Here is a 25,535-nt window from a genome sequence, read left to right as displayed (position 1 = left end):
GTAACCGTCCCTAGCCGACGTTAACCGCATTGCCGTGATGATCGAAGGCAAGATAGGCGGTGATATTACCCATTTGCAGCGACTCCATCATACGCTGGAGCTGCCTTTCAACCTCGGCGTCATCTTTTGGGTCATCCATTGCAGCTGTGAAAACCAGATCCCATTCGATCTCGGTACGGCGTGACTCCTCGACCAACGCCGCCATGCTACTCAGTTCCTCGGTTGACTTGTCTACGCATACCACCGGTACCAACACACCCCCTTCTCCCTGTTCGAAGCGACGACGCTGATCAGCATCGGGGAAGTCAGGCAGCTCTGCGCGAACGAACACAAACAGCAGTCGTTGGGGCTGAGGTTGTTTACGCGCTTCCTGCAGTAAATCGGCAAACGTCGCTATGGTCATAAAATGGGCCTTATCGCTAGTGGTTTAGAATCAGAAGGTGAGAGAGAGTAGGTAAGAATGAACAGGTAAGAATGGACAGTTGAGACTAATAGGTGGCGTTACTCGGGTGACTCTACGAAAAGCCACAGCAGCAGCATTACCATGAATAGAGGTATCAACAGGCTAAGTGGCGCCGCGCGCCAACCATAGGCTTGGACTACCAGAGGTGCCATCCGCAAGGAAAACCCTACGCCCGCCGCTAACGCCAGAAAAAGGGCGACACAAAGACGCGCCCAACGACCAGGCATCCAGCCTTTGGCGTGGGCGATGCCCGTCGTAATCACCGCACCTCCCAGTCCAAGCCCAGCTCCCACCAACAAAAACTCCCACGGCTGGCTAGCCATCACGAACCCGCCCAGCGTCAACGCCAGACTCCATAATAGCCACTGCATCAAACGGCAGGTGTCTCCCCGCCTGGCGATATACCAGGCCGGCCAAGCCAAAAGCACACCGCTACTCAACGGAACCATCACATAGAGGGGCTGTTTTGCGAGCAGGCCATAAAGTGTCCAGCTAGCCACCGCTAACGCGCTTGCCAACGGCATTATCAGCATGGCTACCAGTAACTGATAACCATCGACGGGATGTATTGATGTCTCCAACGCGGGAGGCGGCACGGATGATGGCATGGCGTTTCCCAGCGAGGGTATAAAGACATCGGAAGACATGTAAGAATTGTCTGTAAATACTGGACGTAGGTCAAAAAACATCGGAGGTAGGTCGGCTAACCCCAAAGGGATAGCCCTCGTATCAAAATGCAGACAGTGCCACACTCCCTTACCTCTTCCGCGCTATCGGAAATGCCATGAAATTACTTCAGCGCTCCCTGGTTGCTCGCATTATTGCGTCCTTACTTGCCATTAGCGGGATGGCACTCATCAGCATCACTCTGACCATGGCAATGTCTAACAGCAGCCGTGGCGATGCTGCCGCGATTAATGTCGCTGGCTCATTACGCATGAATGCTTATCAGATCATGGGGGCCTTACAACGCTTGGAGTATGCCCCGGAGGAGGCAAGCGAAGAGCAACTAGCCCGCTTGGTAGCGAGCTTTGATCAGCGTTTAAATGGCACAACCTTACAGCAAACTATCCCGACGGATGACCGTCACGAGCGCCGTCGTCAGTTGGAAAAGATTCAGACCTACTGGCAGCGCACCCTTCGCCCTACGCTACAGGCTCAGCCCAGCGCCGCTGAACGTGATCTTGATACGCTGGAAACGATGATCGTTGCGATGGTTAATGACATCGAAGGGCTAGTGACCTACCTGGAACAGAGCACCGAGGCCAAGGTGCGCCTGCTTGGCATGATGCAAGTCCTCTTTTTAGTGCTGATCGCTATTGTGGTCGCAATCGCCCTCTACGATGTTCGCTACAATCTGGTAGTCCCTTTGCGTCAACTGATGGTGCTTGCCCGGGAGGCGGCACAGCGTAACTTCAAGCCACGCTCCGAGCTCCGCGGCAGCGACGAGCTGGCATTGTTGGGCCATACTTTTAACAAGATGTCTGCCGAGCTGGCAACCAGCTACGCCGCGTTGGAAGACAAGGTATCGCGCAAGAAGCAGGAGCTTGAGCGCAGTAATCAGGCGCTGCGGGTGATGCACGATGCCAGCCGCTCGCTTTATGGGGGCGGTAACGACCTGTGTTCTAGCGCAGCGCCCATGTTACGCGAACTGGAGAAGCTGCTGGATGTCGGGCCGATACGGCTTTCGCTAAACGACCCCTTCGACCAACGGGAAATGCCGGTTCTAGAAACCCACTCGCGCACACGACCAGAGTATTGCCGTGACCAGAAGTGCCACGCCTGCCTGATCGATCCTCGCCCCCTGGAAATGGTGGCCAATAACCAGTCACAGTGCTTACTGCTACCGATTAGCGTAGGCGATACGCTGCTCGGCACCCTGGAAGTGTGGTATCCCCAGGAGCGGCTCAACGATAGCACCCGTCGGCTGCTCACCATGTTAGCCGACCAGCTCGCCACGGCGGTGTACCTGCAGCGGCGTATCGAGGAGCAGCAGCATGTCACGCTGATCAACGAGCGAACCATCATTGCGCGCGAACTGCACGACTCTCTGGCACAATCGCTGTCTTATCTTAAGATGCAGGTCGCCCGACTCGAACGCATGCAGCAAAAAGAGGCAACCCGAGAAGCCCAGTCCGAGGTATTCGATGAGCTGCGTAACGGATTAAACAGCGCCTATCGCCAACTGCGCGAACTGCTAACCACCTTTCGGCTTAAACTCGAAGGCCCGGGCTTACAATTCGCCCTGCGTCAGACTGTCGATGAGTTCACCCAACGTATGGGAGCAACGGTCGAGCTTGACTACGACGTGCCGCCTTACCTACTTAACCCCAACGAAGAAATTCACGTGCTGCAGATCATTCGTGAAGCGCTGGCCAATACCCACAAGCACGCCAAAGCCCACTGGGCTGCCGTGACGGTGCGCTTTGCCGATGCTCAGTTGCTGGTTCGTATCGAGGATGACGGCATTGGTCTGGAAGACGACAGCACACCGCCAATGCACTATGGATTGGTGATCATACGTGACCGGGCCAACACCCTGAACGGAGAACTGAGCATCGCCAATCGCCCCAAGGGGGGAACTGGTATTGAACTAGTATTTACCCCGTTGACTGCTCGCTTAATTCAGCGGCAACCTTCTCAGGCTGCCGCTGACTCTCATTTAGGTACAGGGATCTCTTAATGACGCTAACAACCGCTAACGATACACCTGCCACCCTAATGATCATCGATGACCACCCGCTATTGCGCCGGGGCGTGGCTCAGCTGTTTGAGCTTGAAGACGACCTTGAATTGGTTGGCGAGACGGGCAACCCTGAAGAAGGCATCGCGCTGGCCCTCAAACTTGAGCCGGACCTTGTTTTGCTGGACTTAAACATGCCAGGCGTCAATGGATTAGAAGCGTTGCGTCGCCTGCGGGAGGCTAACTATAGCGGCCGTGTGGTGATGTTTACCGTTTCGGACCATGAGGATGATGTGGTCGCGGCGCTGCGCAATGGTGCCGACGGTTATTTGCTAAAGGACATGGAGCCCGAAGACATGGTGCGCCAGCTGCGTCAGGCTGCCCTGGGCCGCATGGTCATCAGCGAAAGCCTGACCGCCCTACTCGCTGAAGCCCTGCGTAATCAGCGCAATGCGCCCACCACCCCTGACATTCATAACCTAACGCAGCGCGAACGCGAGATCCTACAACAGCTTGCTGGCGGCCTCTCCAATAAACTTATCGCCCGTAAGCTGGATATTACTGAAGGTACAGTCAAGGTCCACGTCAAGCACCTACTCAAAAAGCTCAACCTGCGCTCACGCGTGGAAGCCGCCGTCTGGGCCGTCCAGGAAGGCCTTGATCACTAGTCAGTTCTGTGTGGTTACCTCCAAAGACTCCCAGGGTACTTTTGCTCTGACCCACCTTTACCCCCTCTCGACTTTTCCTCTTTAAAATCAATGAGAATGGTTTTTTCAGCGACTACCTCTCAAGAGGTATGCCGCTGATTTTACTGCTATTTCCACCTATTCCCCAACTCCCTCCCCAAGCGTATCTTGCCTTCTAACTGCCAAATGCAGAAAGGTTTGATACCACGGGGAAACCGCCATGAGTAAAAGAAACGCCGACATTGAGAAGTGGGATGTCGAAGACGCCCAATTCTGGGAGCAGGAAGGCAAACAGATTGCCAATCGCAACCTATGGATATCCATTCCCAGCTTACTGATGGGCTTTGCTGTTTGGATGATGTGGGGAATGATCACCACCCAGATGCAGAACCTGGGTTTTCAATTCACGGTCAACCAACTGTTTTCCCTGACCGCACTTGCCGGCTTGGCGGGTGCGACATTGCGCATCCCAGCATCGTTCATGATCCGCATAGCAGGCGGGCGTAACACCATATTCCTGACCACTGCGCTACTGATGATTCCCGCCGCCGGTACCGGTATCGCCTTGATGAACCCAGGCACACCTTTCTGGGTGTTCCAGGCCTTGGCACTACTCTCCGGCATCGGCGGGGGTAACTTCGCTTGCTCAATGAGCAATATTTCCACCTTCTATCCCAGCAAGCAGCAAGGCTATGCCCTGGGAATGAATGCGGGCCTCGGCAATTTCGGCGTCACTACCATGCAGATTGTCATTCCGCTGGTAATGACCGTCGGGATTTTCGGCGCCATTGCCGGTTCGCCGATGGAGTTACAAAGCGCCAGCGGCACCTTGATTGGTCGCATCGAAGCGGGAACCGATACCTGGATCCAGAACGCTGGCTTCATCTGGCTCGTGTTCCTGATCCCGTTAGCGTTCGCCGGGTGGTTTGGCATGAATAACCTGCGCACCATTACGCCCAACCCCGGTTCACCGCTGGCCGCTTTCAGCAAGATACTTGGGCTCTATGGTGTCGGTTTAGTTACTGCCATTATCGGTATGTTGGCACTTGGCTGGCTAAATATGTGGATCGCCTTGCCCCTGACCATCGTCTTGACTCTGGTGTTGCTGCGTCTGATTCCTGGCGATATCAAGCCCAATATTCAGAAGCAGTTCGCCATCTTTTCCAATAAGCACACCTGGTCAATGACCATTCTGTACATCCTGACCTTCGGCTCTTTTATTGGTTTTTCTGCAGCGCTGCCTCTCTCCATTAACGTCATCTTCGGCAATATGATGGAAGTGGCCGCCGACGGCACGCTGACTCGTGTGGCCAACCCGGAAGCGCCCAGCGCCCTGACCTGGGCCTGGATAGGCCCCTTCGTGGGCGCCCTGATCCGTCCTTTGGGTGGTTGGATCTCCGACAAGGTGGGTGGCTCCATCGTCACTCAAATCATCTCTGCGGTCATGGTGGTCGCTTCCATCGCCACCGGCTACGTGATGATGCTGGCCTACAACGCCACCGACCCGAACCAATTCTTTTGGATATTCCTGCTGCTCTTCATCGTGTTATTCGCCGCCAGCGGCATCGGCAACGGCTCTACCTTCCGCAGTATCGGTGTGATTTTCGATCAGCAGCAGAAAGGCCCGGTACTTGGCTGGACCTCTGCTGTCGCCGCCTATGGCGCCTTCATTGCGCCACGGGTAATGGGTGACCAGATCCAGGCTGGTACACCGGAGCTAGCCATGTACGGCTTCGCGGTCTTCTACGCCATCTGCCTCGTCATCAACTGGTGGTTCTACCTGCGCAAAGGTGCCTACGTTAAGAACCCCTAAATATGGCTTGCCTCTTTACTTACGCCCGGAGCTGAGCTCCGGGGTTTGATTCCCTACCCCAGTGCGGGAGGACACCATGAAAATCATGATCGCCTACGACGGTTCGCGAAACGCCAAGCTGGCGCTCGCTCAAGTCGTCAATATGTTCCGCTGCAACCAGCCCCTGCTGGTACTGGTCGGCGTGGTGGAAAATCCACTCGACGCTACTGACAACAACGAAACGCTTTTTCAGCAGGAGCAGAAGGAGCTCAAACAGTACCTCCAGGAGGGCGTGGCGTTTGCTACTGGTGAGGGTTTCCAGGCCGAGCAGCTTCTTGCCGAAGGGGATGCACGCAAGATGCTGCTTCAGGCGACTCGCAAACTCGCACCCGACCTGCTGGTGATTGCTCGCCACAGCCATCAACCGGACGGCGGCATCATCGCCAAATCGTTGACTTACTTCGTCGATGAACTCGACTACATGACCTTTGGCAGCGTCAGCTCGTTTCTGGCCCGGCGCGCCGAGTGTCCTTTATTGATCCTACCCAGCCCTTGAGCAGCTTCTAACCACCTCTGGGACATACCACTTTTGGGACACAGGATGATACGACCATGAAAGTTTCCGCTGTATTCAAGTTCCGCAGCCCTGAAATCCGGGCCTTGCACCTGACCTGGATCGCCTTCTTTATTACCTTCTACGTCTGGTTCAACATGGCGCCGCTCGCGTCGAGTATGCTCAAGAGCGTCGACTGGTTGACCCCGGACGATCTCAAGCTGTTTGCCATCTGCAACGTCGCCTTGACCATTCCCGCCCGCATAATCGTTGGCATGGCATTGGACCGCTTCGGCCCACGACGGGTGTTCTCGGTGCTGATGGTTTCTATGTCGATACCGGCGCTGGCGTTTGCCTTCGGGAACAGCATGACGCAACTGCTAGTGGCGCGCCTGGTGCTGAGTTCGATCGGTGCCAGCTTCGTGGTCGGTATCCACATGACCGCACTGTGGTTCAAGCCCAAGGACATCGGATTCGCCGAAGGCTTCTACGCTGGCTGGGGTAACTTCGGTTCCGCCGTGGCAGCCATGTCGCTGCCAACCATTGCGTTAAGCATGTATGGCGGCCCCGATGGCTGGCGCTGGGCCATCGCGCAAAGCGCTATCGTCATGGCTGCCTATGGCGTCTACTACTGGTTCGCGATTACCGATGGTCCGGATGCTCATGCTCACCGTAAGCCCCGCAAGTCCGCCGCTATGGAAGTGAGCTCTTGGGGCGATATGATCAAGCTGATTATCTGGACCATCCCGCTGGTCGGCGTACTCGCGATTCTGGTCTGGCGCATCCAGTACATGGGCTATTTATCCGTCACCGGGGCGGTCATCGCTTACCTCACCATCGTCGCGATCGTTATTTACCAGATCGTACAAATACTTCGAGTCAACCTGCCGATCCTGCGCAAGGGGGTGCCCGAGGACGACAAGTACTCGTTCAACAGTGTAGCGGCGCTTAACAGTACTTACTTTGCCAACTTCGGCGCTGAGCTGGCGGTGGTATCGATGCTGCCCATGTTCTTTGAGGAGACCTGGGGATTGAATGCCGCCACAGCCGGCCTGATCGCGGCATCATTCGCTTTCGTCAATCTGGTGGCCCGCCCAATGGGCGGTATGGTTTCCGACCGCATGGGCAATCGGCGCTTCGTGATGCTGTGCTACATGTTTGGCATCAGCGTTGGGTTCTTACTGATGGCCATGCTCAATTCGAGTTGGCCGCTAATTCTGGCCATTGCCGTCACGATCGGTACCTCGATTTTCGTGCAAGGGGCCGAGGGGGCAACCTTCGGCATCATTCCCTCTATCAAGCGCCGTATCACCGGGCAGATATCGGGTATGGCGGGTGCCTACGGTAACGTGGGTGCGGTGGTTTACCTGACCATCTTTACGTTTGTAACCCCCTCGCAGTTCTTCTACATCATCGCGACCGGCGCTTTCATTAGTTGGCTGATCTGCCTGGTATGGCTCAAGGAGCCGGAGGGTGCCTTCGATGATGAGTACTACGTCTCTTCAGTCGATAGAGACATCGAAGAGCAAGCGCTACAGAATGCCAAGCCCTAAACATTCAGGCCATCGGCAACTAACGCCCACAACTCGAGCTTAAATTCGGGTTGTGGGCTTAGGCGCACGATTGGGGTTGCTCTGGAACTCTCTACTGGGTATCCGCAATGTCATCAATCCAGGTCAAGGCCGAGACGGCCGTTGGAAACCCGGTGATGGGAATCGCCAACATGGCGACTTGTTTAAGCTCTTCAGCGCAGGCGCAATCCTAATAGCATCGGCAAAGCTAATTCGCCATTATTAAGTGGCTAGGGGTTCTCTATCTGCTACATCACTGCATCGTTAATTAGAAAAGCGAGAGCTTTCCTTTGAGGTGTTGTCGTAGTCGCTAACGGCCTACGTCATAAATACATTTGCCCGCCACGAACGTTTGCTGCGGCTGAAGTTCGCTATCAAGCAAGGTGACATCGGCGTCAAAGCCGGTCGCCAAGCGCCCTTTGCTGGCGTGAAGACCGAGCACCCGGGCCACACTTCCCGAAATCAGCCCCAACGCCGTTTCAAGAGGCAGTACTTCCTCACGCACGAGGCGTTGCCAGTCCGCAATCAGCGTGGTGTTGCGTGCCACTTTCATGCCCAGATAGGCCCCTTTGGCGTCGAATTCCGGCAGGCTGCCGTTGCAGTCTGAGCTCATTGTGATGAGCTCCGGCGGGACGCCGCGCTGGAGTAAGCGAGCCACGGCATCGAAGCCGGACAGGCCGTCGCCGGCGTCTTCAAAGGCGGTGACATCGACGCTGGCATTGAACGCCAGCGCGTAGTCCGCGGCTTCCTCGAGCAAAGCAGGGTGGCGGTTCACGTGGGTGGGAATCACCTGGTCGGCGGGAATCTCGGTCTCACTGAGCAACCGGCGAAGTGGCTCCAGCCCCCGTTTGCCGTCGCCGAGATGGAAGTGGCAGATGCCGCGTTTGCCAGCCAGCATGGCGCCCACCCGGGTATCGCTGACAAGGCGTTCAATTTCATCCTGGCGCGGCTGACTCGAGCGATGATCCGAAATGGCGATTTCCCCCAGGCCGATGACCTCAGGGATCCAGGCCAGATCGCGCTGGATGTCGCCGGTCAGCGTGGGCGGCGGGACACGATAGGCGCCGGTGTACATGTAGGCCGCAATGCCATCGGCCCTCAGCCCGCGTACCTTGGCCAGCAAATCTGCAGGGGAGCGGCTGATGCTGTCGGTGCCCAGCACCCCCACCACCGTACCGATCCCCATCGAGGCGATCTCGTGGGCGGTGATTTCTGGACAGCGAGTGCCACAGCCGCCCTCGCCCCCACCGCCGGTAACGTGGACGTGCTGATCAATAAAGGCGGGCACGGCGGTAAGATGGCGCGCTTCCACGACCCGCACCGGCCAGCCTGCGGGGATCTCAATATCCCGCCCCAGCGCAGCAATACGGCCGTCGGCGATCAGGATATCATTCGCTTCGAGAGGCTCCGGGGCATAGACGCTGCCAACCCGCAGCAGGGTCAGCAGCCTGAGTCTGCCCCCTTGGGGTTCGGCAATCATGGTTGCTCTCCCTCAAGTGGCGTGGCGGCGACTGGTCGGAAGCGACGCCCCCTGATGCGCTCAATAGCGCTATCGACATCGTCGATCAGCAAGACCAGCAGATCACCTTCGCTTGCTTCCTCGAAAGCGCGCTCCACGGCCTGCTGCTCTTCCATGATGACCTCGACCCGGCAGGCGCCCGGGACAGACTCTGCGCCTTCGCGCAGCAGGCGGGCGGCGTCGCCGGGGGTGCGTCCGCGGGCGTCGGTCTCGTAGATGAAGACCACGTCGTGCATCCGGGCAAGCAGGGTGCCCAGCGTGAACAGATCCTCGTCACGACGGTTGCCAGGGGCACTGGCGACACTGATGCGGCGGCGGGCAGGAATGCAACCGACCAATCCGCTTAAGGCTTCAAGCGCCGGTACGTTATGGCCGTAGTCGATTAGCACCTTCATGCCGTCAGCGTCGATAAGATTGGTGCGACCCGGGTTCTGGCCTGGCGTGGGGTGGAATGTCTGCAAGCCCATCTGGATGTCGGCGATCGACAGACCCATCGCATAGGCGGCGGCACTCGCCGCCAGGGCGTTGGCGACATTGAAGCGCGCATGACCTTCGAAGGTGATCGGTACGTCCACCACCGGGATCACCTCTGCCTCGACATGACCCTGGCGCATCACGATGCGCTCGTTGTGGAGGGTAAAGGCAACGCCCTGGTCGCGGACGTGCTGACGGACGGGGCGGGAATTAGGGTCCAGGGTAAAGAAGATGATGTCGCCGCGGGCCCACTCCTGGCCTTCCAGCACCCGTAGGTCATCGGCATTGAGTACGGCCGTGCCTCCCTGGCGGACGGCATCGATCACCACCGTTTTGCAGCGCGCCAGCTCATCCAGCGTATGGATATCGTGCTCACCCAGGTGATCGCTGGCGATGTTGAGCAACACGCCTACATCGCATTCGTCGAAGCCCAGCCCGCGACGCATGATGCCCCCGCGAGCGACCTCGAGCACGGCGCACTCGACGGTGGGCTCGCGCAGCACGATCGCGGCCGCCTGAGGGCCGCTGTAGTCACCGCGCATGATGACGTGGTTGTCGATCTCGATGGCGCCGGTGCAGGCCATACCGACATTGCGCCCGGCCTGGCGCAGCAGGTGCGAGAGCAGGCGTACCGTGGTGGTCTTGCCGTTGGTGCCGGTGACCGCCGCGATGGGAATGCGGCCGGTGGTCTCGCTGTCAGGAAACAGCATGTCAACGACTGGGCGTCCCACATCGCGCCCCTCCCCGTGGGTGGGCGAGAGGTGCATGCGAAAGCCAGGGCCGGCATTGACCTCGACCACCGCAGCCGATTGTTCCTCAAGGGGCTGGGTCAGGGTTTCGGCGAGCAGATCGATGCCGATGATGTCCAGCCCCACCAGGCGCGCAATGCGCTCCGCCGCGTAGCGCACCTCCGGGTGGACATCGTCGGTTACGTCCGTGGCCGTACCCCCGGTGCTGAGGTTCGCGGTGGGCTTGAGATAAACGATATCACCGGCCGGAATGACGCTCTGCAGGGTCAGGTTCTGCTGGCCGATCAGCCTTAGCGACTGGTCGTCCAGTTGGATCTGAGTGAGCAGGTTCTCGTGGCCGACACCGCGACGCGGATCGCGATTTTCCGCGTCAACCAGCGCCTGGAGCGTCGCCCCCCCGTCGCCCATCACATGCGCCGGACGACGCCTCGCGGCGGCGACGAGTTTGCCGTCGATGACCAACAGGCGGTGATCATCGCCGCGAATATACTGCTCGACAATCACCGACGGATTGCGGTGCGCGGCAAGGTTGAAGGCATCACTCAGCGCCTGGTCGTCCTCGATATTGGTGCTCACCCCGCGGCCGTGGTTACCGATGACCGGCTTCACCGCGACGGGATAGCCGATGGCACGGGCGGCGTCCAGCGCCTCGTCAAACGAACCGCACACCCGCCCCTGGGGCACCGGAATGCCGGCATCGCCGAGCACCTGTTTGGTCCATTCCTTGTCGTCAGCGATGCCGTAGCCGATCAGGTCAGTATGGCCGGTCACCGTCGCCTGGATGCGCTGCTGACGGTGGCCGTGACCGAGCTGGATATAGCTGTTTTCCTCGCTCAGGCGGGCATGGGGAATCCCCCGCCGGGTGGCGGCATCGACAATGGCCGCCGTGGAAGGGCCGAGCATGTGGGCGTCGCGCACCTGCTTGAGGCGGGTGATGATGGAGGCGATATCGATCTCGTCGCCATTGAAGAGCCGCACGACGAGATCGACGGCCTCTTCGCCGGCGGCTAGGCCACAGGCTTCGTCCCGGTAGCGATAGACGACGTTGTAGATGCCGGTGTCGTAGGAATCGACCGTCTTGCCGTAGCCCACCGAAAAGCCGATCAGGTTCTGTAGTTCGATCGCTACATGCTCGACCACGTGACCAGCCCAGGTGCCGCGCTCAAGCCGCTCCAGAAAACCGCCAGGGCGGCCTACCGAGCAGCGGTGCTCCTGCAGAGTCGGCAGCAGCGTCGTCAGCCGCTCGACGATGCCGGGAACAAGGTCGCTGGGCCGTTCCTCGAGCGCACCAATGTCCAGCCGCATGTAGATGGCCGGGTAGCGACTATAGTAGTTCGGGCCACGTAGGGCCCGGTGCTCGAGAATGTTCATCGGTTTTCCGCGAGAATGGCACTGAGTTCATGGGGCACAAGATAGCGTCGGGCTTCAATGTCAAAGCCGTGGCCGCTGACCAGCGCGTGTAGGATCATGTGTTCGACAGCTACGGGCTCACCCATGGCAAGGTCGGCAATATTTGAACTGGCCAGATCCCGGCTATCGATAAGGATGACATGTCCTGGGCCGATGGCTTCAAGAATGCCATAGGGGTGAATGATCACGGCGGCATCCTCGCCCAGCCCCACCCCCAGGTGTTCGGGGTTGCTGGCGCCGACCTCCATCAGCCGCGTGAAACGCCCGCGCTCGAGAAAGTGGCTATCAATGATTAGGTCATCAACAAAGCTCAACCCAAAAGTCAAGCTGACGCCGCCCTTTCGCAAGGCATCGGCGGCGGCACCATTGTAGATCATGGTGCCCGGCATGGCCGCTGCGCCCGCGCTGGTACCGGCCACCACGGCGCCGTCCTCCAGACGTTGGCGAATGGCCTTCAGTACCGGCGAGCCACCCAACACATTGGTCAGGCGCAGCTGATCACCGCCGGTAAAGAAGATGAGGCCGCTTTGCTCAATAAGACGCACCGTATCGGCATCGGCGGCTTCCTGGCGGTCACGTATTTCCAACCCATGAACTTGACTTGCCCCCAAGCGCGAGAAGGCCGCTTGGTATTCCGGTAGGACTTGGTCGGGGATGCTGCTGGCAGTGGCAATGACCGCAACTTCTTGGCACCCCTCAGGGACTAAGGAAAAGACTTTCTTAAGTATCTCAAGATCGGAAGACCTGTCCTCGGCACCGCCGATGGCCACGAGGTGACCGGATGCCGAGAAAATGGGAGAAGCCATATTCCTTTCGCCGCCCAGCGACGCTTTTGATAAACACGGCATCATTACCGATACCGGCAACGCTGTCGCATCGTGTGATTGTTAACCCATGACTTCACTTATAACAGCTGGGCACTAGCCTAGCCAGACTAATCAAAGTCCTCAGCCTGGCGAGACAGCGCGCTTACATATTAGCCAAGCGCCGCAACGATAAACCGCTATACTCCGAAAAGTGGCCTTTCCTCACGCCTAGCCTGTCGGTCAGGCTAGGCAAGCCTCATTCCCCTGTCTGATGTTCCTTGCATCTGAGTAAGGAGTGCTGAGAAGGCCGAGCTTTCGCCAGGAGGCGATCATGAACAATCGGAATATTTTTGTTGTCGGGCTGGACGAACTTAATCGTCAGCGACTTACGCATTTACGTGGGGCTGAACATTACCGGTTCCATGGTGTGATCGAACCAGAAGAAGTCAATGATACGGAAATCTTTCCTATCGAAGACATGCTGGCCCGGGCCGAAACCCAGCTGAAAGCCTTTGGTGAGCCTATTGATGCCATCGTGGGCTATATGGATTTCCCCGTCTCGACCATGCTGCCACTGCTCTGTGAACGCATCGGCACGCCGTCTACCAGTCTCGAAAGTTTACTCAAGTGTGAGCACAAGTACTGGAGTCGGCTCGTTCAAAAAGAGGTGGTAGGCGATTACATTCCCCGCTTTACCGCCTTTGATCCTTTCGACCCAGAAGCCCTTCAACGAATAGGCGAAGCTGGGCTGTACATGCCCTTCTTCGTCAAACCGATCAAATCGTCAGGTTCACGACTGGGCTTTCGCATCGAAAGCCCCGAAGATTTCGCCTACGCCGTAGAACGGCTATGTGAGGGCATCGGGACGATTTCAGAGCCGTTTAATTACGTGCTGGAGCACGCTAACCTGCCGGAAAACGTCCGCTCGGTCGATGGCGGTCACTGCATGGCGGAAGAGATCATCGGTGGCTGGCAATGTACAGTCGAGGGCTACGTCTTCCAGGGTGATGTTGTCCCGTATGGCATTGTCGATTCGATTCGCTATCCGCAGGTGTTGAGCTTTTTCTACTATCGTTATCCGTCGCGCCTTCCCGATGCCATTCAAACCAAGATGCAGGACCTCACCCGTCAAATCATGGCGCACATCGGCTATGACAACGCGGCCTTCAACATCGAATACTTCTGGGATGAAGTGCAGGACCGTATCTGGCTGCTGGAGATCAATACCCGCGTCGCGCAATCGCATTGTGACCTGTTTGAAAAGGTCGACGGGATCAGCCATCAGCAAGTGACGGTGGACCTGGCACTGGGGCAGCTGCCCGACATGCCACACCGCCAAGGGGCCTTTAAAGTCGCCGGAAAGTTTTTTTATCGGGTATTCTTCAGTGATGCCACTGTCAGCCAGGTTCCCAGTACCGAGGAGATCGCAACGCTGCAGCAGGCTTTTCCCGGCACCGTGATCACGCTACAGGTCGAGGCCGGCGTACGCTTATCCTCCTTGCCTGAGCAAGACAGCTACAGTTACGCCCTGGCTTACGTGTGGATGGGCGCAGACGACGATCTCGCGCTGGAAGAGAACTATGCGCGGCTGGCCGAGCAGCTGAATTTCGCCTTCGAAGACATCATCAGCTGACCGGGTTGCGTCGCGTTACACAATTAAGGAGTAGGCCCATGCACATCGTCAGCGATTTTCCTCGCACCGTGCAGGAAGAAGAAGACTGGATCACGCTGGCCGATGGCTGTCGTCTGGCCATTCGTATCTGGCGCCCGGTGGATGCCGAAAGCGACCCAGTACCGGCTATCCTTGAGTACCTGCCTTATCGCAAACGCGACCTGACGGCGGTACGCGACGCCCAGACGCACGCTTATTGGGCGGGCCACGGTTACGCCGGGGTGCGCGTTGATATGCGCGGTAGCGGCGAGTCGGATGGGGTATTGACCGACGAATACCTGCAGCAGGAACTCGACGATGGCGTCGAAATTCTCCAGTGGCTGGGTAAGCAGCCCTGGTGTACCGGCGATGTCGGCATGATTGGCATTTCATGGGGCGGGTTCAACGGCCTGCAGATTGCCGCACTTCAGCCCCCCGAGCTAAAAGCGGTTATCACGCTGTGCTCCACCGATGATCGCTACGCCGACGATGTCCACCACATGGGCGGCTGCCTGCTGGGCGACAACCTGTCGTGGGCCTCGACCATGTTCGATGGCAATACCTGCCCCCCCGACCCGCAGTTGGTTGGTGAGCGATGGCGTGAGATGTGGATGGAGCGCCTTGAAGGAAGCGGACTTTGGCTTTCCACTTGGCTCCAACATCAGCGCCGCGATGACTATTGGAAGCATGGCTCGGTATGCGAAGATTTCTCGCGCATTCGCTGCCCTGTCTATGCCGTTAGCGGCTGGGCCGACGGTTACTGTAACGCCGTGTTCCGCTTGCTCGAAGGGCTCGACGTGCCGCGCAAGGGCCTAGTGGGCCCGTGGTCGCACAAGTACCCACACTTGGGCGTTCCGGGCCCGGCCATCGGCTTTTTACAAGAATCGCTGCGCTGGTGGGACTATTGGTTGAAGGGCAAGGAAACAGGCATCATGGACGAGCCGATGCTGCGCGTATGGATGCAGGACTCAGTCCCGCCGTCGGCCCGCTATGAGGAACGGCCGGGGCGCTGGGTGACAGAGCCCCGCTGGCCATCGCCGCGGATTGAGCCGAAACGCTTTCGCCTCACCAGCGGCCATGATTTGTTGCCTTTAGCGCAGAGCAACGCCGCATTTGACGCGAAAGACGACGTGCCGCTCAGCGTACGGTCGCCGCTATCAGTCGGCCTGTTTGCTGGCAAGTGGTGCTCATACAATGCGCCGCCCGATTTACCTCATGATCAACGCGACGAGGATGGAGGTGCGCTGATCTTTCAGACCGCCCTACTCGATCAAGACATCGAGATTTGCGGGCAGCCAATTGTTGAACTCGATATCGAAGCCGATCAGCCGGTGGCGATGGTGGCGGTCCGGCTCAGCGATATTGCCGCCGACGACAAGGCCACTCGAATTACCTACGGCCTGCTCAATCTAACTCACCGTGACAGCGACGAGTTTCCCCAGCCACTGGAACCCGGCAAGCGTTATCGCGTGCGCGTAGCACTTAAGCACATTGCCCAAAAGTTTCCCGTCGGCCACGCCATGCGCCTCTCGCTCTCGACCAGTTACTGGCCGCTGGCCTGGCCGTCGCCGGTGCCCGTCAGGCTGACCGTACACCCTGCTGGCTGCCAGTTGATCCTACCCAGCCGCGAACCCCAGCCTCAGGAAGAAGCGTCGCTGACCCCGTTTGGCGAGCCGGAGGGTGCACCGCCCCTCGACGTGACCCTGCTGCAACCCAGCCAAGAAACGTGGCGAGTGATACGCGATCTGGCCCAGGATCAAACCACGCTTGAGGTCATTAATGACGAAGGCATCTTCCGTCTCGATGATATCGATCTCGAACTCTCGTCAAGGGTGACTGAGCGTTATACTTATGCCTACGGCAGCTACGACAGCCTGAGCGGCTGGACTGAATGGGAGCGTCGTTTCCGCCGCGGCGACTGGGAAGTTCGCAGCTTGACTCGCACCTTGATGACGTCCAATGCCACCAGCTTTCGCTTACGGGCAACCATGGATGCCTTTGAGGGCGACAGCCGAGTTTTTTCCAAGAGTTGGGACGAGGAAATCCCGCGCGACCTGGTTTAAGCCGGTCGAGAGCCAATGGTATCGACAGCCACTTTCTAACCGAACGTGGCTGGAGATCGCATTGAGCTCATTGTTAGCAATAGTGAAACGTTATTGCTGCCAGCAACCGCTGGGTTTTATTTACCCCCTTTCCTTGAATCCGCATGGGTATGCCTGCATATCATAAGCACTATTGTTCATTTTTTGATGCCGAGTCTACCCATGCAGATTATTGATCCCCGCTCAGGTAAACCGCTTACCGCGGACACCGAGAATGCTGACGCTACTGCCGCCACCTCGGAGCAAGCGGCGGTGCGCCCTGAAGACGTGATTATCGAGCTCCATGCCGGCAATATTCAGCAGGTGCTTGAAGCCTCTATGCAAGTGCCGGTGCTATTGGGCTGCCACTCGCCTTCCAACGCAAGCAGTAGCACCCTCCTCGCCGTACTGGATAAATTGGTAGTTGAGTATTCGGGCGCCTTCCTGCTCGGCAAGCTCGATATCGACGCCAACCCGGAAATTGGCGCTCAGTTGGGCGTTCAGTCGCTACCCGATGTGAAATTGATTAGCCAAGGCGGCTTAGTTGATGGCTTTCAGGGCGCTCTACCGGAGAAGGAAGTGCGCGAGTGGCTCAACCGCTACTTCCCAGCGCCTGGCGAAGCGCCGCCCAGCCCTGAAGAGCAGGCTGAGGAAGCGCTTAAAGCAGGTGATACCGCTGCCGCGCGTGACATCTACCAAACGCTGATGGGCCAATACCCGGAGCATTATCCCTACCAGGTGGCGTTTGCCCGGGTTCTGGTGGCCGAAGGGCGTACCGATGAGGCACGTGAGGTACTTGACAACCTGCCGCCGGAAGAGCGCGATTCCCCGCCCGCGCGGGGCGTGCGCGCCAGCATTGAATTTAGCGAGCAGGCGCCTTCTGCCGATGAGGTTGAAGCACTGGGCGAACGTACCGACAGCGAAGCGCAGTACCTGCGCGCGCTGCGCCAAATTGCCGATGGCCACTACGATGCAGGGCTGGAAGCATTATTGGCGTTGATGAAGCAAGACCGCGCCTACAACGATGACGCCGCGCGCAAGACGCTATTACAAGTCTTTGATGCGCTAGGCGCCGACCATCCGCTGACCGTCGCCTATCGCCGCAAACTCTTTGCCATGCTCTACTAAGACTGGCCCGAGAAACGGCGTCTTCAATTCCGTTTCAGCACTACATCCATCCGCGACAGCGCCGCTTCCAACTGGGAAGCGGTGGTGCCAAAGTTAAGCCGCACAAAGCCGGGGCTACCAAAGGCCGCTCCGTCCGAGAGTGCAACACCCGCCTCGTTGAGCAGCGTCTGATATGGCGCCTCACCTAGCCCTGCCTCACGCATATCCAGCCACGCTAGATAGGTCGACTCCGGTGCACTTAAGTAAACGCCTGGCCAGCTAGCGACTCGCGCCTGCAGCATCGTGCGGTGTTCACGCAGCACGCTCAGCAACGCCTGCCGCCACGGCTCACCGTCTCGATACGCGGCTTCCGCAGCGACCAAGCCTAATACATTGCCGTCGGGCAATAGCCCTTTGGTCGCTGACGCAAAACGCTGGCGTAGCTTAGGGTCTGAGATCACCGCGCAGGCACTGGTCAGCCCGGCTAGGTTAAAAGTTTTCGACGGCGCCCAGAGAGTGATCGTCCGCTTGGCCAATTCAGGAAACAGGGCGGCTAAGGGGCGATGCCGCACGCCTTGGTCTAATATCAGGTCGCAGTGCAGTTCGTCGGAAACGACCCAAAGATCGTGACGCTCAACTAATTCAGCTAGCGCGGCAAGCTCCTCATGCCGCCATACGCGCCCCGTCGGGTTATGGGGATGGCACCACAGCAGCAAGCGGGTTCGCGGCGTTATGGCGGCCTCTAATGCCTTGATATCCAGCTGCCAAGGCTCGCCGGGGGCTTCGGGTTCGGCCAGCATCGCCTGCTGAGGCAGTCGCCCGGTACGCTCAGCAACGGCCAGAAACGGCGGGTAGATAGGCGTGACCGTTAGCACGCCTTCGCCGGGTTCGGTTAGCGCTAACGCTGCCAGATGCAAAGCAGGCACTACGCCGGGCAGCCACTGTTGCCACTCAGGCAAAATGGGCCAATCGTAGTGGTGGGCACTCCACTGGCAGAGGGTTTCTGTTAACGTAGCAGGCACTTCACCATAGCCATAAATCCCGTGGGCCACCCGCGCCTGCAACGCATCAATGACGGCGGGTGGCGAGCGAAAGTCCATATCGGCGACCCATAGGGGCAGCACGTCGGCGTCGTAGCGGTGCCATTTCTGCGATGCCCAGCCACCTTTGGGGTGGCGTCGCTCCACAGGCGTGGCAAAATCATAGGCCATGAAAAACTCACTCATTCAATAAGGGTTGTGCCAAGCATGCCGCAAGATGACTTTTATACCAAGATGCGGGCCGGATTGCCGGCGCTGTTGCGGCAGTGGCGGGCACTGGGCCAAGCCGATGCGGATCGCTTGGCGTTGATTCTCGCAGAGACTGCCCGCGTGGCAAAGCTGGGCGAGCCCGAGACCACGCCAAGCGGCGCGACGCTGGATCACTGGAGCGCTGCCAGCGCTGATGAGATTCCGCTCTGGGCGCCGCGCACCGCGGTCTTTCTGCTCAATCAGATGCCTGCTCGCCCGACCCCCGATAGCGACGCTGAAGCCTGCGCCTGGGCTTACTGCTGGCTACGTAACCGCTCGTTTGAATCACTGCAAACTGCCCATGACGCACTCCCAGAACACTTAAAAGCGCCCTTACAAGAAGCGCTAGAAGCTGCTTGGCGCGACCAGCAGGGGCTTCGTTTGGTCTAGGACGTATCGCCCTGAGGTTTGACCCAGCGCTTACTAGCGTTAATCATTAATGAGCCCCGTTGCCCACGCCCTCCTCTAAGACTTCTTATTAGAACAAGGACTTGCCATGTTCACCCGGACCATTGAGCCCGCGTTTTATGACACTGATGCTTTAGGGCATATCAATAACACACGCTTGCCCGCGTGGTTTGAACTTGCCCGCAATGACCTGTTCAGACTGTTCACACCCGACCTAAACCCCCAGCATTGGCGCTTGATCATGGCACGCATGGAAGTCGACTACCGAGCGGAACTGTTTTACGGTCACGATATCGAAATACGTACTTATTTAACCCGCTTAGGTAATAGTTCGTTTACGGTGACCCAAGAAGCACGCCAGCACGACAAACTGACCAATCTGGGCCATACGGTGATGGTGCAGTATGATCACCAGGCCAAATGCGCTATGCCGATTGAGGGCGACCTGCGAAAAGCGCTAACCTCGCATCTGCAAGATGCACCTGAGCCCGCCTGATTGACGCTACCCCGCGCTACGGGGCAACAGGAGCCGATACAATGGCAATCCGCTACAACCTCTGGATAGACCCTGATAACGTCGCACAACACCGTGCTGTCGAAGCCGATCTTGAGCGCTATTTTATCGAGCGCTTTGCCGACTATCCGCATATCCGCTTGTTTGGCGCCGACCCCTACGATTATGATGCGCCTTTCAATCGCCTTTACGACGTGCTGATGGCACGAGCCGCCGAATACTGTGAGCGGACATGGTGCTATGTTGCGTCGCCCGAACAGCTCAATCGCTGCTTTTTCCGCGCCGTTGGCCGCTCGACTAAATTTGTTCAAGACGACCGTTCGTGAGAGACCAACCCGATGGTGATACGCACCAACCAAGCGCCTGACGAACGTCAGCTCGCCATTATTGCCCAGCAGCTTGGCCGCGCACCGCGTGGCATTGAAGCGGTGGCCGCCACCGACGGCCAAGGCACCCCGCTGGTGCTGCGCATGGCACCGATTGTCGATGGCAAACCTTTTCCCACGCTGTTTTGGCTCTGCTCAGACGTGCTGAAGGTAGAGATTTCTCGTATTGAAGCCGTTGGCGTTATCAAATCGCTTGAGCAGCGCCTGCAGGAAGAGCCCGAATTTCTCGCGGCTTACCTGCAGAGCCATCGCGACTATGTCGCCGCCCGCTGGGGCTCTATGAGCGATGCTCAGCGAGAAGAAGTCGCTAAATTGGGTTACACCGATGTGATGACCGAACGCGGCATTGGCGGGATTAGCAACTGGCATCAGATACGCTGCCTGCATACACAGTATGCCCATCACCTTTGTGGTGACAATGTGATTGGGCAGTGGATGGATGAGCATTACCAGGTGGACCGCTGTCTGCCCTAAGAGATTACTGATTGGTCACCCTTTTATTTTTTTAGTTATGGGGAATAAACGAATGGCTCGAATTTGCGTTTACCTTGGCTCCCGTGAAGGCCATAGCCCCGCTTTTCGTGAAGCAACCAATGCCCTGGGTCGCACGCTTGCGAAGCGCGGCCACACGCTGGTTTATGGCGGCGCACGGGTTGGCCTTATGGGTGAGCTGGCTAACGCAGCACTTGAGGCCGGCGGTGACGTCATTGGTGTCATGCCCGACCACTTAGTCGAGCGCGAGCAGGCGCACTTTGGCCTTAGCGAGTTGATTAGGGTGCGCAATATGCACGAGCGCAAAGCCACCATGGCGGCCAATGCCGATGCATTTATTGCCTTGCCAGGCGGGATTGGGACGTTCGAAGAGCTATTCGAGATATGGACCTGGGGCTATCTGGGGTTACATGAAAAACCAATGGGCTTGCTAAATATTGATGAATTCTACTCACCGTTGCTGAGCTTTTTAGACAGCACCGTTAGCCATGGTTTTTTAACATCAACTACCCGCGATATGCTACTCGACGCTCCGACACCCACTGAACTGCTTAATACGTTAGAAACCATGCTATAGCGCTATAACCTATCTGGATAACTAGCGCTGCTCGGTCAACTTCAGGGTATGCTGGTAGGTCAGTTGCAGTAAGCGGGCATCTTCGCCTGCCCGATGGCGGTGGATGCCGCGTTCGCCGATTATGGCCTCTTTGGTATCGCTCCACAGCGCCTGCTGCTTCTCGCTAAGTAAAATTCTTAATGCTTCAAGGCGAAAACGCGGCAGCATACCAGCATGATGGAAAAGCAGCGACAGCCAAGTATTATCGTAGCCCCAGCTATCACTGTAAGCCTTGCCCAGCTCACTCATTTCATCGTTAAGCCATTGGGCGACCTGGCGTACTGGATAACCCTCTTGAATAAGCCGGTCACGGGTGATGCCGTGCAGCAGCTCAGCCTTGGGGTCCCAGTGCGTCCATTCCTCCAGCGGTTGAATAAGGAAAGCACAGCAGCTACCGTCAGCACGCGCAATGCCTACTTCAATGGGGTAGCTGCCGCGCCCAAATCCGGACGCTTCAATATCTAGTACTGTGGGTAGCGTCTCAGACACAACCTTCCTCACTCAATCAAAACGCAGTCGCGGCATCATGCCGCTGCCACGTCGTTTAGCGTCTGTTGTTCTGCTTGACGCTGCCAATAAGCCGCTCGCTCACCATCGACTGCTAACCCTAGCTCACCTTGGCGGTAAGCTCGGGCAAGACGCTCGGCAGCTAAATAGTGGCCCGACTGAGCAGCTCGCGCGTACCACGTAACCGCATAGTCTTCGCGGCGAGGGTACTGAGTACAGCCGTACTCGTGGATTCTCGCTACCTGATACTGGGACTTTATATCCCCGGCTTGCGCTGCTTCCAAGACGTAGCGCGCCCCTCGGGCTCTGTCCTGGGGCGTCTGACTGCGATGAAACAACATATGGCCGTAAACGGACAGCGCATCGGGATGCCCTGCCTCCGCACAGCGCTTGAATAAGCGCATCGTTAAACGCTGGGTGCGCGGTGAACGCGGCAGCAGCCAGCGAGTATGAAACAGCCGCTCGGCTAGCCGAAACTCTAGCCGTGTAAACAATGTTGATGCCTGCAGCATGGCAAACCACCCTGCCTATCTGGTTGGAACCTTGGACCAGCAGTAATATTCACAATAACTGCCAACCACACGAGAGACCGGCCTTTAGCCGGTCGATGGGCTGGCAAGCATACGCCTGCCTTTGCAACGACTCAACCCCATAATTTGCTGCTTTTGATGAGCCTCGCTAACATGCTGTACACACGCCGTTAACCACTCTGGTAATGGCTGCTTATCTGGTGGTAATTTCGCCTTAAAGGAGATGCAAATGCAAACGCGCCCACTTGGCAGAACCGGCCTGGAAGTCAGTCGGCTATGCTTAGGTACGATGACGTTTGGCGAGCAAAATAGCGAAGCCGAAGCCCACGAACAGCTTGATCGCGCCGTGGCCTTTGGAATCAACTTTATCGACACCGCTGAAATGTATCCCGTTCCGCCCATGGCTAAAACCCAAGGGCTTACCGAACGCTATATCGGTAGTTGGCTAAAACAGCGCGGTTCCCGGGATGATGTCATTGTTGCCACCAAGGCTTCTGGCCCAGGCCTTGAGCATATTCGCGGGGGACCACGGCTCACTCGTGAGCATATCCACCAGGCCATCGACGCAAGTCTTGAGCGATTAAACACCGATTACGTTGACCTTTACCAACTACACTGGCCGGACCGCCAAACCAACTTTTTTGGCAAGCTAGGCTATGTGCATAGTGAAGAAGAAGATTCAACGCCGCTAGAAGAGACGTTATCGGCGCTGAAAGAACTCGTCGACGCAGGTAAAGTCCGTGCCATTGGGCTCTCCAATGAAACCCCTTGGGGAGTGATGCGCTCGCTGCAACTCGCCGATAAGCTAGACCTGCCGCGCGTGGCCTCTATTCAAAACCCTTACAACCTGCTCAATCGCTCGTTTGAAGTAGGCTTAGCTGAGATAGCCCACCGTGAAGATGTCGGTCTACTCGCCTATTCACCTCTTGCGTTTGGCGTACTCTCGGGTAAATACCTCAATGGCGCCCAGCCAGCGAAAGGGCGCTTGACGCTTTATGAGCGCTTTAAGCGCTACACTTCGCCGGAAGCCGAAGCGGCCACACAGGCTTACGCTGCTCTTGCTAAAACACACGAGCTAGATCCTGCTCAAATGGCACTGGCGTTTGTAAACTCACGCAGCTTCTTAACCAGCAATATTATTGGCGCGACCACCATGGAGCAATTAGAAAGCAACCTTGCCAGCGAAAGCCTTAAGTTGGACGATGAAGTGTTAGAGGCAATCGAGGATATTCATCGCCGCATGCCCAATCCTTGCCCTTAAGCGTGCCCTTAACACAGACGCTGAAACATCTGAGTCGTTAGCCCCAACCCGCTATCGCTGCTATAGCCTCGGTCTTCGCCGAGGCTTGATATACTTCACCCCTTTATTTTCGGCTTTCATACAAGGGCATTATCGGCGCCCAAGGAGCATGCGATGCTGAGCGTTATATCTCCAGCAAAAACACTGGATTTTGAAACCCCATCGACTACCGAGCAGGTATCACAACCTGACTTTCTGCAACACAGTCAAGCGCTTATCACTATTTTGCGCGACTACTCGCCGCAGCAGATCAGCGAACTCATGGGGATCAGCGATAAATTGGCGGGCCTGAATGCGGCGCGCTTTGCAGAGTGGCAGCCTCCATTTACGCTAAGCAATGCAAAACCTGCCGCCCAGGCATTTCAGGGCGATGTTTATACAGGCCTGCAGGCGGAAAACTTCACTGAAGCAGAGAACCGCTACGCGCAAACGCACCTGCGCATTCTTTCCGGCTTATATGGACTACTGCGACCACTCGATTTAATTCAACCCTATCGGCTGGAGATGGGCACCAAGCTACCCAATAGTGTCGGCAAGGATCTTTATGCTTACTGGAAACCCACTCTGACACCTGCTCTCAATGAGGCCATTGCTGAAAGTGGCTCCAAGGTGCTGGTTAATCTCGCTTCTAATGAATACTTTAAGGCAGTTGATACGAAACGGCTCAATGCGCGGGTCATTACACCAGTGTTTAAAGATGAGAAAAACGGCACCTTTAAAATCATTAGCTTCTACGCCAAAAAGGCACGCGGGCTGATGAGTTCTTGGCTAATCCAACAACAGGTTGACGACCCGGATTACCTCAAGGCGTTCGATGTGGCAGGCTATCGTTTTGATTCATCGGCATCACAGGGTGATACCTACGTTTTTACTCGCAAAGAAGCGGATGCTAGAGCAACTTAGGAAAATTGCAGAGAGCGTGATGAGCGTGGCTTGAGAAAACGCTGGTGCGCCTCTTTAAACAGTGCTGTATCGCAGCGGTGCAGCCACTCATAGGCGACCATATCGGCTGTTACAGCCACCGCTCCGCTTGCGCAGGCACGCTCACGGGCAAACGTGGCCTCCTGAGGGCGTCGGCTGGCACACGCTTCGACTAACCAGTACAGTTCGTACCCTGCCTCTAACAACCCTAACCCTGTTTGCAGCACGCAAATATGTGCTTCCGTACCGCACAGCACAATTTGCTTTTTCCCCGTTGCGTTTAGCGCCTCACGAAACTGGACTTCTGCCATGGCGCCAAAATACTGTTTTTGCCATAGGCGGTAGTCGTTTAGAGAAGCTAGCAGGGTTGGTTGAGTAGCGCCTAACTTTTCCGGATTTTGCTCGGTCAGCCATACAGGTACCCCAAGCAAGCAAGCCATTTCAGCTAGCCAGTTCGCTTCGATAACAGCGTCTTGACCCCCATCAATGACAGGCAGTAGCCCGGTTTGGAAATCGACCATTAACAGCAGGCTTTTATCGCGTTGTAGCAGCACGTTGCATCCTCCATTTTTATCGTTATTTAAGCTACATAATAGCCGTGATACAAACAATAAAGCAGCCGCTCTTCAGCGACTGCTTTTTAGCTACTAATTCAACTATTCGGCTTAATTCTCGGCGGCGTCTTCCATATCTTCGCCAAGCTCTTCCATATTTTCACCGGCTTCTTCTGCAGCGTCATCAATGTTTTCACCCGCTTCTTCAGCAGGACCTTGATCGTCACAAGCTATCAAACCGCCTGCCATCAAAGCCATTAATAGTGCGATAGCTAACTTCTTTGCTAGTTGCGTCGTCATACCGTTTCTCCTCCTGAGATTTTACTTCTGGGTACGTGCAGCGTAATACTAGATGCTGCTTGGCAACAATACCATGTTAAATACACAAGCTATTGTTAAGTGACTCACTATAAATTTTCTTATATAAAGAGCACTTGTTCCCCCAGTCTAGGATCCCCTCATGACAAGGCTCT

The 25,535-nt window shown here is 57.0% G+C and carries 25 protein-coding genes; 15 read left to right on the top strand and 10 right to left on the bottom strand.

Going from position 1 to position 25,535, the window contains the following annotated elements:
* Positions 1-10: 10 nt before the first annotated feature.
* Both RZA33_RS08660 and RZA33_RS08655 read right to left on the bottom strand, forming a co-directional pair.
* Entirely contained in the window at positions 11-403 is a 393-nt protein-coding gene (locus RZA33_RS08660) for a ribonucleotide reductase subunit alpha (RefSeq protein WP_317507456.1), read from the bottom strand.
* A gap of 98 nt (positions 404-501) precedes the next feature.
* The gene (locus RZA33_RS08655) at positions 502-1,071 is read right to left on the bottom strand and encodes a hypothetical protein (protein WP_317507455.1); all 570 of its coding nucleotides are present in this window, start codon (positions 1,069-1,071) and stop codon (positions 502-504) included.
* Between the two features lie 176 nt (positions 1,072-1,247).
* Between RZA33_RS08655 and RZA33_RS08650 the strand changes: the two genes are divergently transcribed.
* The 5 genes from RZA33_RS08650 (at position 1,248) to RZA33_RS08630 (ending at position 7,730) form a co-directional block, all read left to right on the top strand.
* Entirely contained in the window at positions 1,248-3,146 is a 1,899-nt protein-coding gene (locus RZA33_RS08650) for a type IV pili methyl-accepting chemotaxis transducer N-terminal domain-containing protein (RefSeq protein WP_317507454.1), read from the top strand.
* Positions 3,146-3,814 (top strand): two-component system response regulator NarL, encoded by a 669-nt coding sequence (narL, locus tag RZA33_RS08645; protein WP_317507453.1) that lies wholly within the window; start codon positions 3,146-3,148, stop codon positions 3,812-3,814. The genes RZA33_RS08650 and narL overlap by 1 nt, the downstream gene beginning before the upstream one ends.
* 238 nt (positions 3,815-4,052) lie before the next feature.
* A complete protein-coding gene (locus RZA33_RS08640) occupies positions 4,053-5,645 on the top strand; it encodes an antiporter (RefSeq protein WP_317507452.1) in 1,593 nt (530 codons plus the stop codon).
* A 76-nt stretch (positions 5,646-5,721) separates the two neighbouring features.
* Positions 5,722-6,180, top strand: coding sequence for a universal stress protein (locus RZA33_RS08635; RefSeq protein WP_317507451.1), 459 nt, complete (start codon positions 5,722-5,724; stop codon positions 6,178-6,180).
* 56 nt (positions 6,181-6,236) lie between these two features.
* Positions 6,237-7,730 (top strand): MFS transporter, encoded by a 1,494-nt coding sequence (locus RZA33_RS08630; RefSeq protein ID WP_317507450.1) that lies wholly within the window; start codon positions 6,237-6,239, stop codon positions 7,728-7,730.
* Between the two features lie 328 nt (positions 7,731-8,058).
* On the opposite strand, the gene iadA is transcribed toward RZA33_RS08630, so the two are convergent.
* From iadA to RZA33_RS08615, 3 genes are read right to left on the bottom strand one after another with little or no spacing between them, the layout of a single operon-like run.
* Positions 8,059-9,228 (bottom strand): beta-aspartyl-peptidase, encoded by a 1,170-nt coding sequence (gene iadA / locus RZA33_RS08625; RefSeq protein ID WP_317507449.1) that lies wholly within the window; start codon positions 9,226-9,228, stop codon positions 8,059-8,061.
* Positions 9,225-11,861, bottom strand: coding sequence for a cyanophycin synthetase (gene cphA, locus RZA33_RS08620; RefSeq protein ID WP_317507448.1), 2,637 nt, complete (start codon positions 11,859-11,861; stop codon positions 9,225-9,227). The genes iadA and cphA overlap by 4 nt, the downstream gene beginning before the upstream one ends.
* Positions 11,858-12,706, bottom strand: coding sequence for a cyanophycinase (locus RZA33_RS08615; protein ID WP_317507447.1), 849 nt, complete (start codon positions 12,704-12,706; stop codon positions 11,858-11,860). Before RZA33_RS08615 ends, cphA begins: the two co-directional genes overlap by 4 nt.
* Positions 12,707-13,037: 331 nt before the next feature.
* On the opposite strand from RZA33_RS08615, the gene RZA33_RS08610 reads away from it, so the two are divergent.
* From RZA33_RS08610 to RZA33_RS08600, 3 genes are all read left to right on the top strand, one after another.
* Positions 13,038-14,339, top strand: a complete 1,302-nt coding sequence (locus RZA33_RS08610; protein WP_317507446.1) for an ATP-grasp domain-containing protein — start codon at positions 13,038-13,040, stop codon at positions 14,337-14,339.
* 38 nt (positions 14,340-14,377) lie between these two features.
* Positions 14,378-16,420 carry a CocE/NonD family hydrolase gene (locus RZA33_RS08605; RefSeq protein WP_317507445.1) on the top strand — a complete coding sequence of 681 codons (2,043 nt, stop codon included), beginning with the start codon at positions 14,378-14,380 and terminating at the stop codon, positions 16,418-16,420.
* 201 nt (positions 16,421-16,621) lie between these two features.
* Positions 16,622-17,566, top strand: coding sequence for a co-chaperone YbbN (locus RZA33_RS08600; protein ID WP_317507444.1), 945 nt, complete (start codon positions 16,622-16,624; stop codon positions 17,564-17,566).
* A gap of 23 nt (positions 17,567-17,589) precedes the next feature.
* On the opposite strand, the gene RZA33_RS08595 is transcribed toward RZA33_RS08600, so the two are convergent.
* Positions 17,590-18,756 carry a PatB family C-S lyase gene (locus tag RZA33_RS08595; RefSeq protein ID WP_317507443.1) on the bottom strand — a complete coding sequence of 389 codons (1,167 nt, stop codon included), beginning with the start codon at positions 18,754-18,756 and terminating at the stop codon, positions 17,590-17,592.
* Between the two features lie 36 nt (positions 18,757-18,792).
* On the opposite strand from RZA33_RS08595, the gene RZA33_RS08590 reads away from it, so the two are divergent.
* From RZA33_RS08590 to RZA33_RS08570, 5 genes are all read left to right on the top strand, one after another.
* Positions 18,793-19,224 (top strand): hypothetical protein, encoded by a 432-nt coding sequence (locus RZA33_RS08590; RefSeq protein ID WP_317507442.1) that lies wholly within the window; start codon positions 18,793-18,795, stop codon positions 19,222-19,224.
* 106 nt (positions 19,225-19,330) lie between these two features.
* The gene (locus tag RZA33_RS08585; protein ID WP_317507441.1) at positions 19,331-19,738 is read left to right on the top strand and encodes a thioesterase family protein; all 408 of its coding nucleotides are present in this window, start codon (positions 19,331-19,333) and stop codon (positions 19,736-19,738) included.
* A gap of 41 nt (positions 19,739-19,779) precedes the next feature.
* The gene (locus RZA33_RS08580) at positions 19,780-20,082 is read left to right on the top strand and encodes a hypothetical protein (RefSeq protein WP_007111787.1); all 303 of its coding nucleotides are present in this window, start codon (positions 19,780-19,782) and stop codon (positions 20,080-20,082) included.
* A gap of 12 nt (positions 20,083-20,094) precedes the next feature.
* The gene (locus tag RZA33_RS08575; protein ID WP_317507440.1) at positions 20,095-20,616 is read left to right on the top strand and encodes a DUF501 domain-containing protein; all 522 of its coding nucleotides are present in this window, start codon (positions 20,095-20,097) and stop codon (positions 20,614-20,616) included.
* A 52-nt stretch (positions 20,617-20,668) separates the two neighbouring features.
* On the top strand, positions 20,669-21,211 hold the full coding sequence (locus RZA33_RS08570; protein ID WP_317507439.1) for a TIGR00730 family Rossman fold protein: 543 nt from the start codon (positions 20,669-20,671) through the stop codon (positions 21,209-21,211).
* A 21-nt stretch (positions 21,212-21,232) separates the two neighbouring features.
* Here the strand turns inward: RZA33_RS08570 and RZA33_RS08565 are convergent, their stop codons facing one another.
* Both RZA33_RS08565 and RZA33_RS08560 read right to left on the bottom strand, forming a co-directional pair.
* Positions 21,233-21,739, bottom strand: coding sequence for a hypothetical protein (locus tag RZA33_RS08565; protein ID WP_317507438.1), 507 nt, complete (start codon positions 21,737-21,739; stop codon positions 21,233-21,235).
* Positions 21,740-21,774: 35 nt separating this feature from the next.
* Positions 21,775-22,269, bottom strand: coding sequence for a tetratricopeptide repeat protein (locus RZA33_RS08560; RefSeq protein ID WP_317507437.1), 495 nt, complete (start codon positions 22,267-22,269; stop codon positions 21,775-21,777).
* 247 nt (positions 22,270-22,516) lie between these two features.
* Between RZA33_RS08560 and RZA33_RS08555 the strand changes: the two genes are divergently transcribed.
* A complete protein-coding gene (locus RZA33_RS08555; protein WP_317507436.1) occupies positions 22,517-23,548 on the top strand; it encodes an NADP(H)-dependent aldo-keto reductase in 1,032 nt (343 codons plus the stop codon).
* 153 nt (positions 23,549-23,701) lie between these two features.
* Complete coding sequence (yaaA, locus tag RZA33_RS08550; RefSeq protein ID WP_317507435.1) at positions 23,702-24,490, top strand: peroxide stress protein YaaA; 789 nt, start codon at positions 23,702-23,704, stop codon at positions 24,488-24,490.
* On the opposite strand, the gene RZA33_RS08545 is transcribed toward yaaA, so the two are convergent.
* Entirely contained in the window at positions 24,487-25,062 is a 576-nt protein-coding gene (locus RZA33_RS08545) for an isochorismatase family protein (protein WP_317507434.1), read from the bottom strand. The genes yaaA and RZA33_RS08545 overlap by 4 nt on opposite strands.
* A 111-nt stretch (positions 25,063-25,173) precedes the next feature.
* Positions 25,174-25,362 carry a hypothetical protein gene (locus tag RZA33_RS08540; protein ID WP_317507433.1) on the bottom strand — a complete coding sequence of 63 codons (189 nt, stop codon included), beginning with the start codon at positions 25,360-25,362 and terminating at the stop codon, positions 25,174-25,176.
* Positions 25,363-25,535: the final 173 nt, after the last annotated feature.

The sequence above is a fragment of the Halovibrio sp. HP20-59 genome (assembly GCF_033052795.2).
GTDB lineage: Bacteria > Pseudomonadota > Gammaproteobacteria > Pseudomonadales > Halomonadaceae > Vreelandella.
Note: the sequence above shows the minus strand (reverse complement) of the source record. Positions and strands in the feature narration are given on the sequence as shown.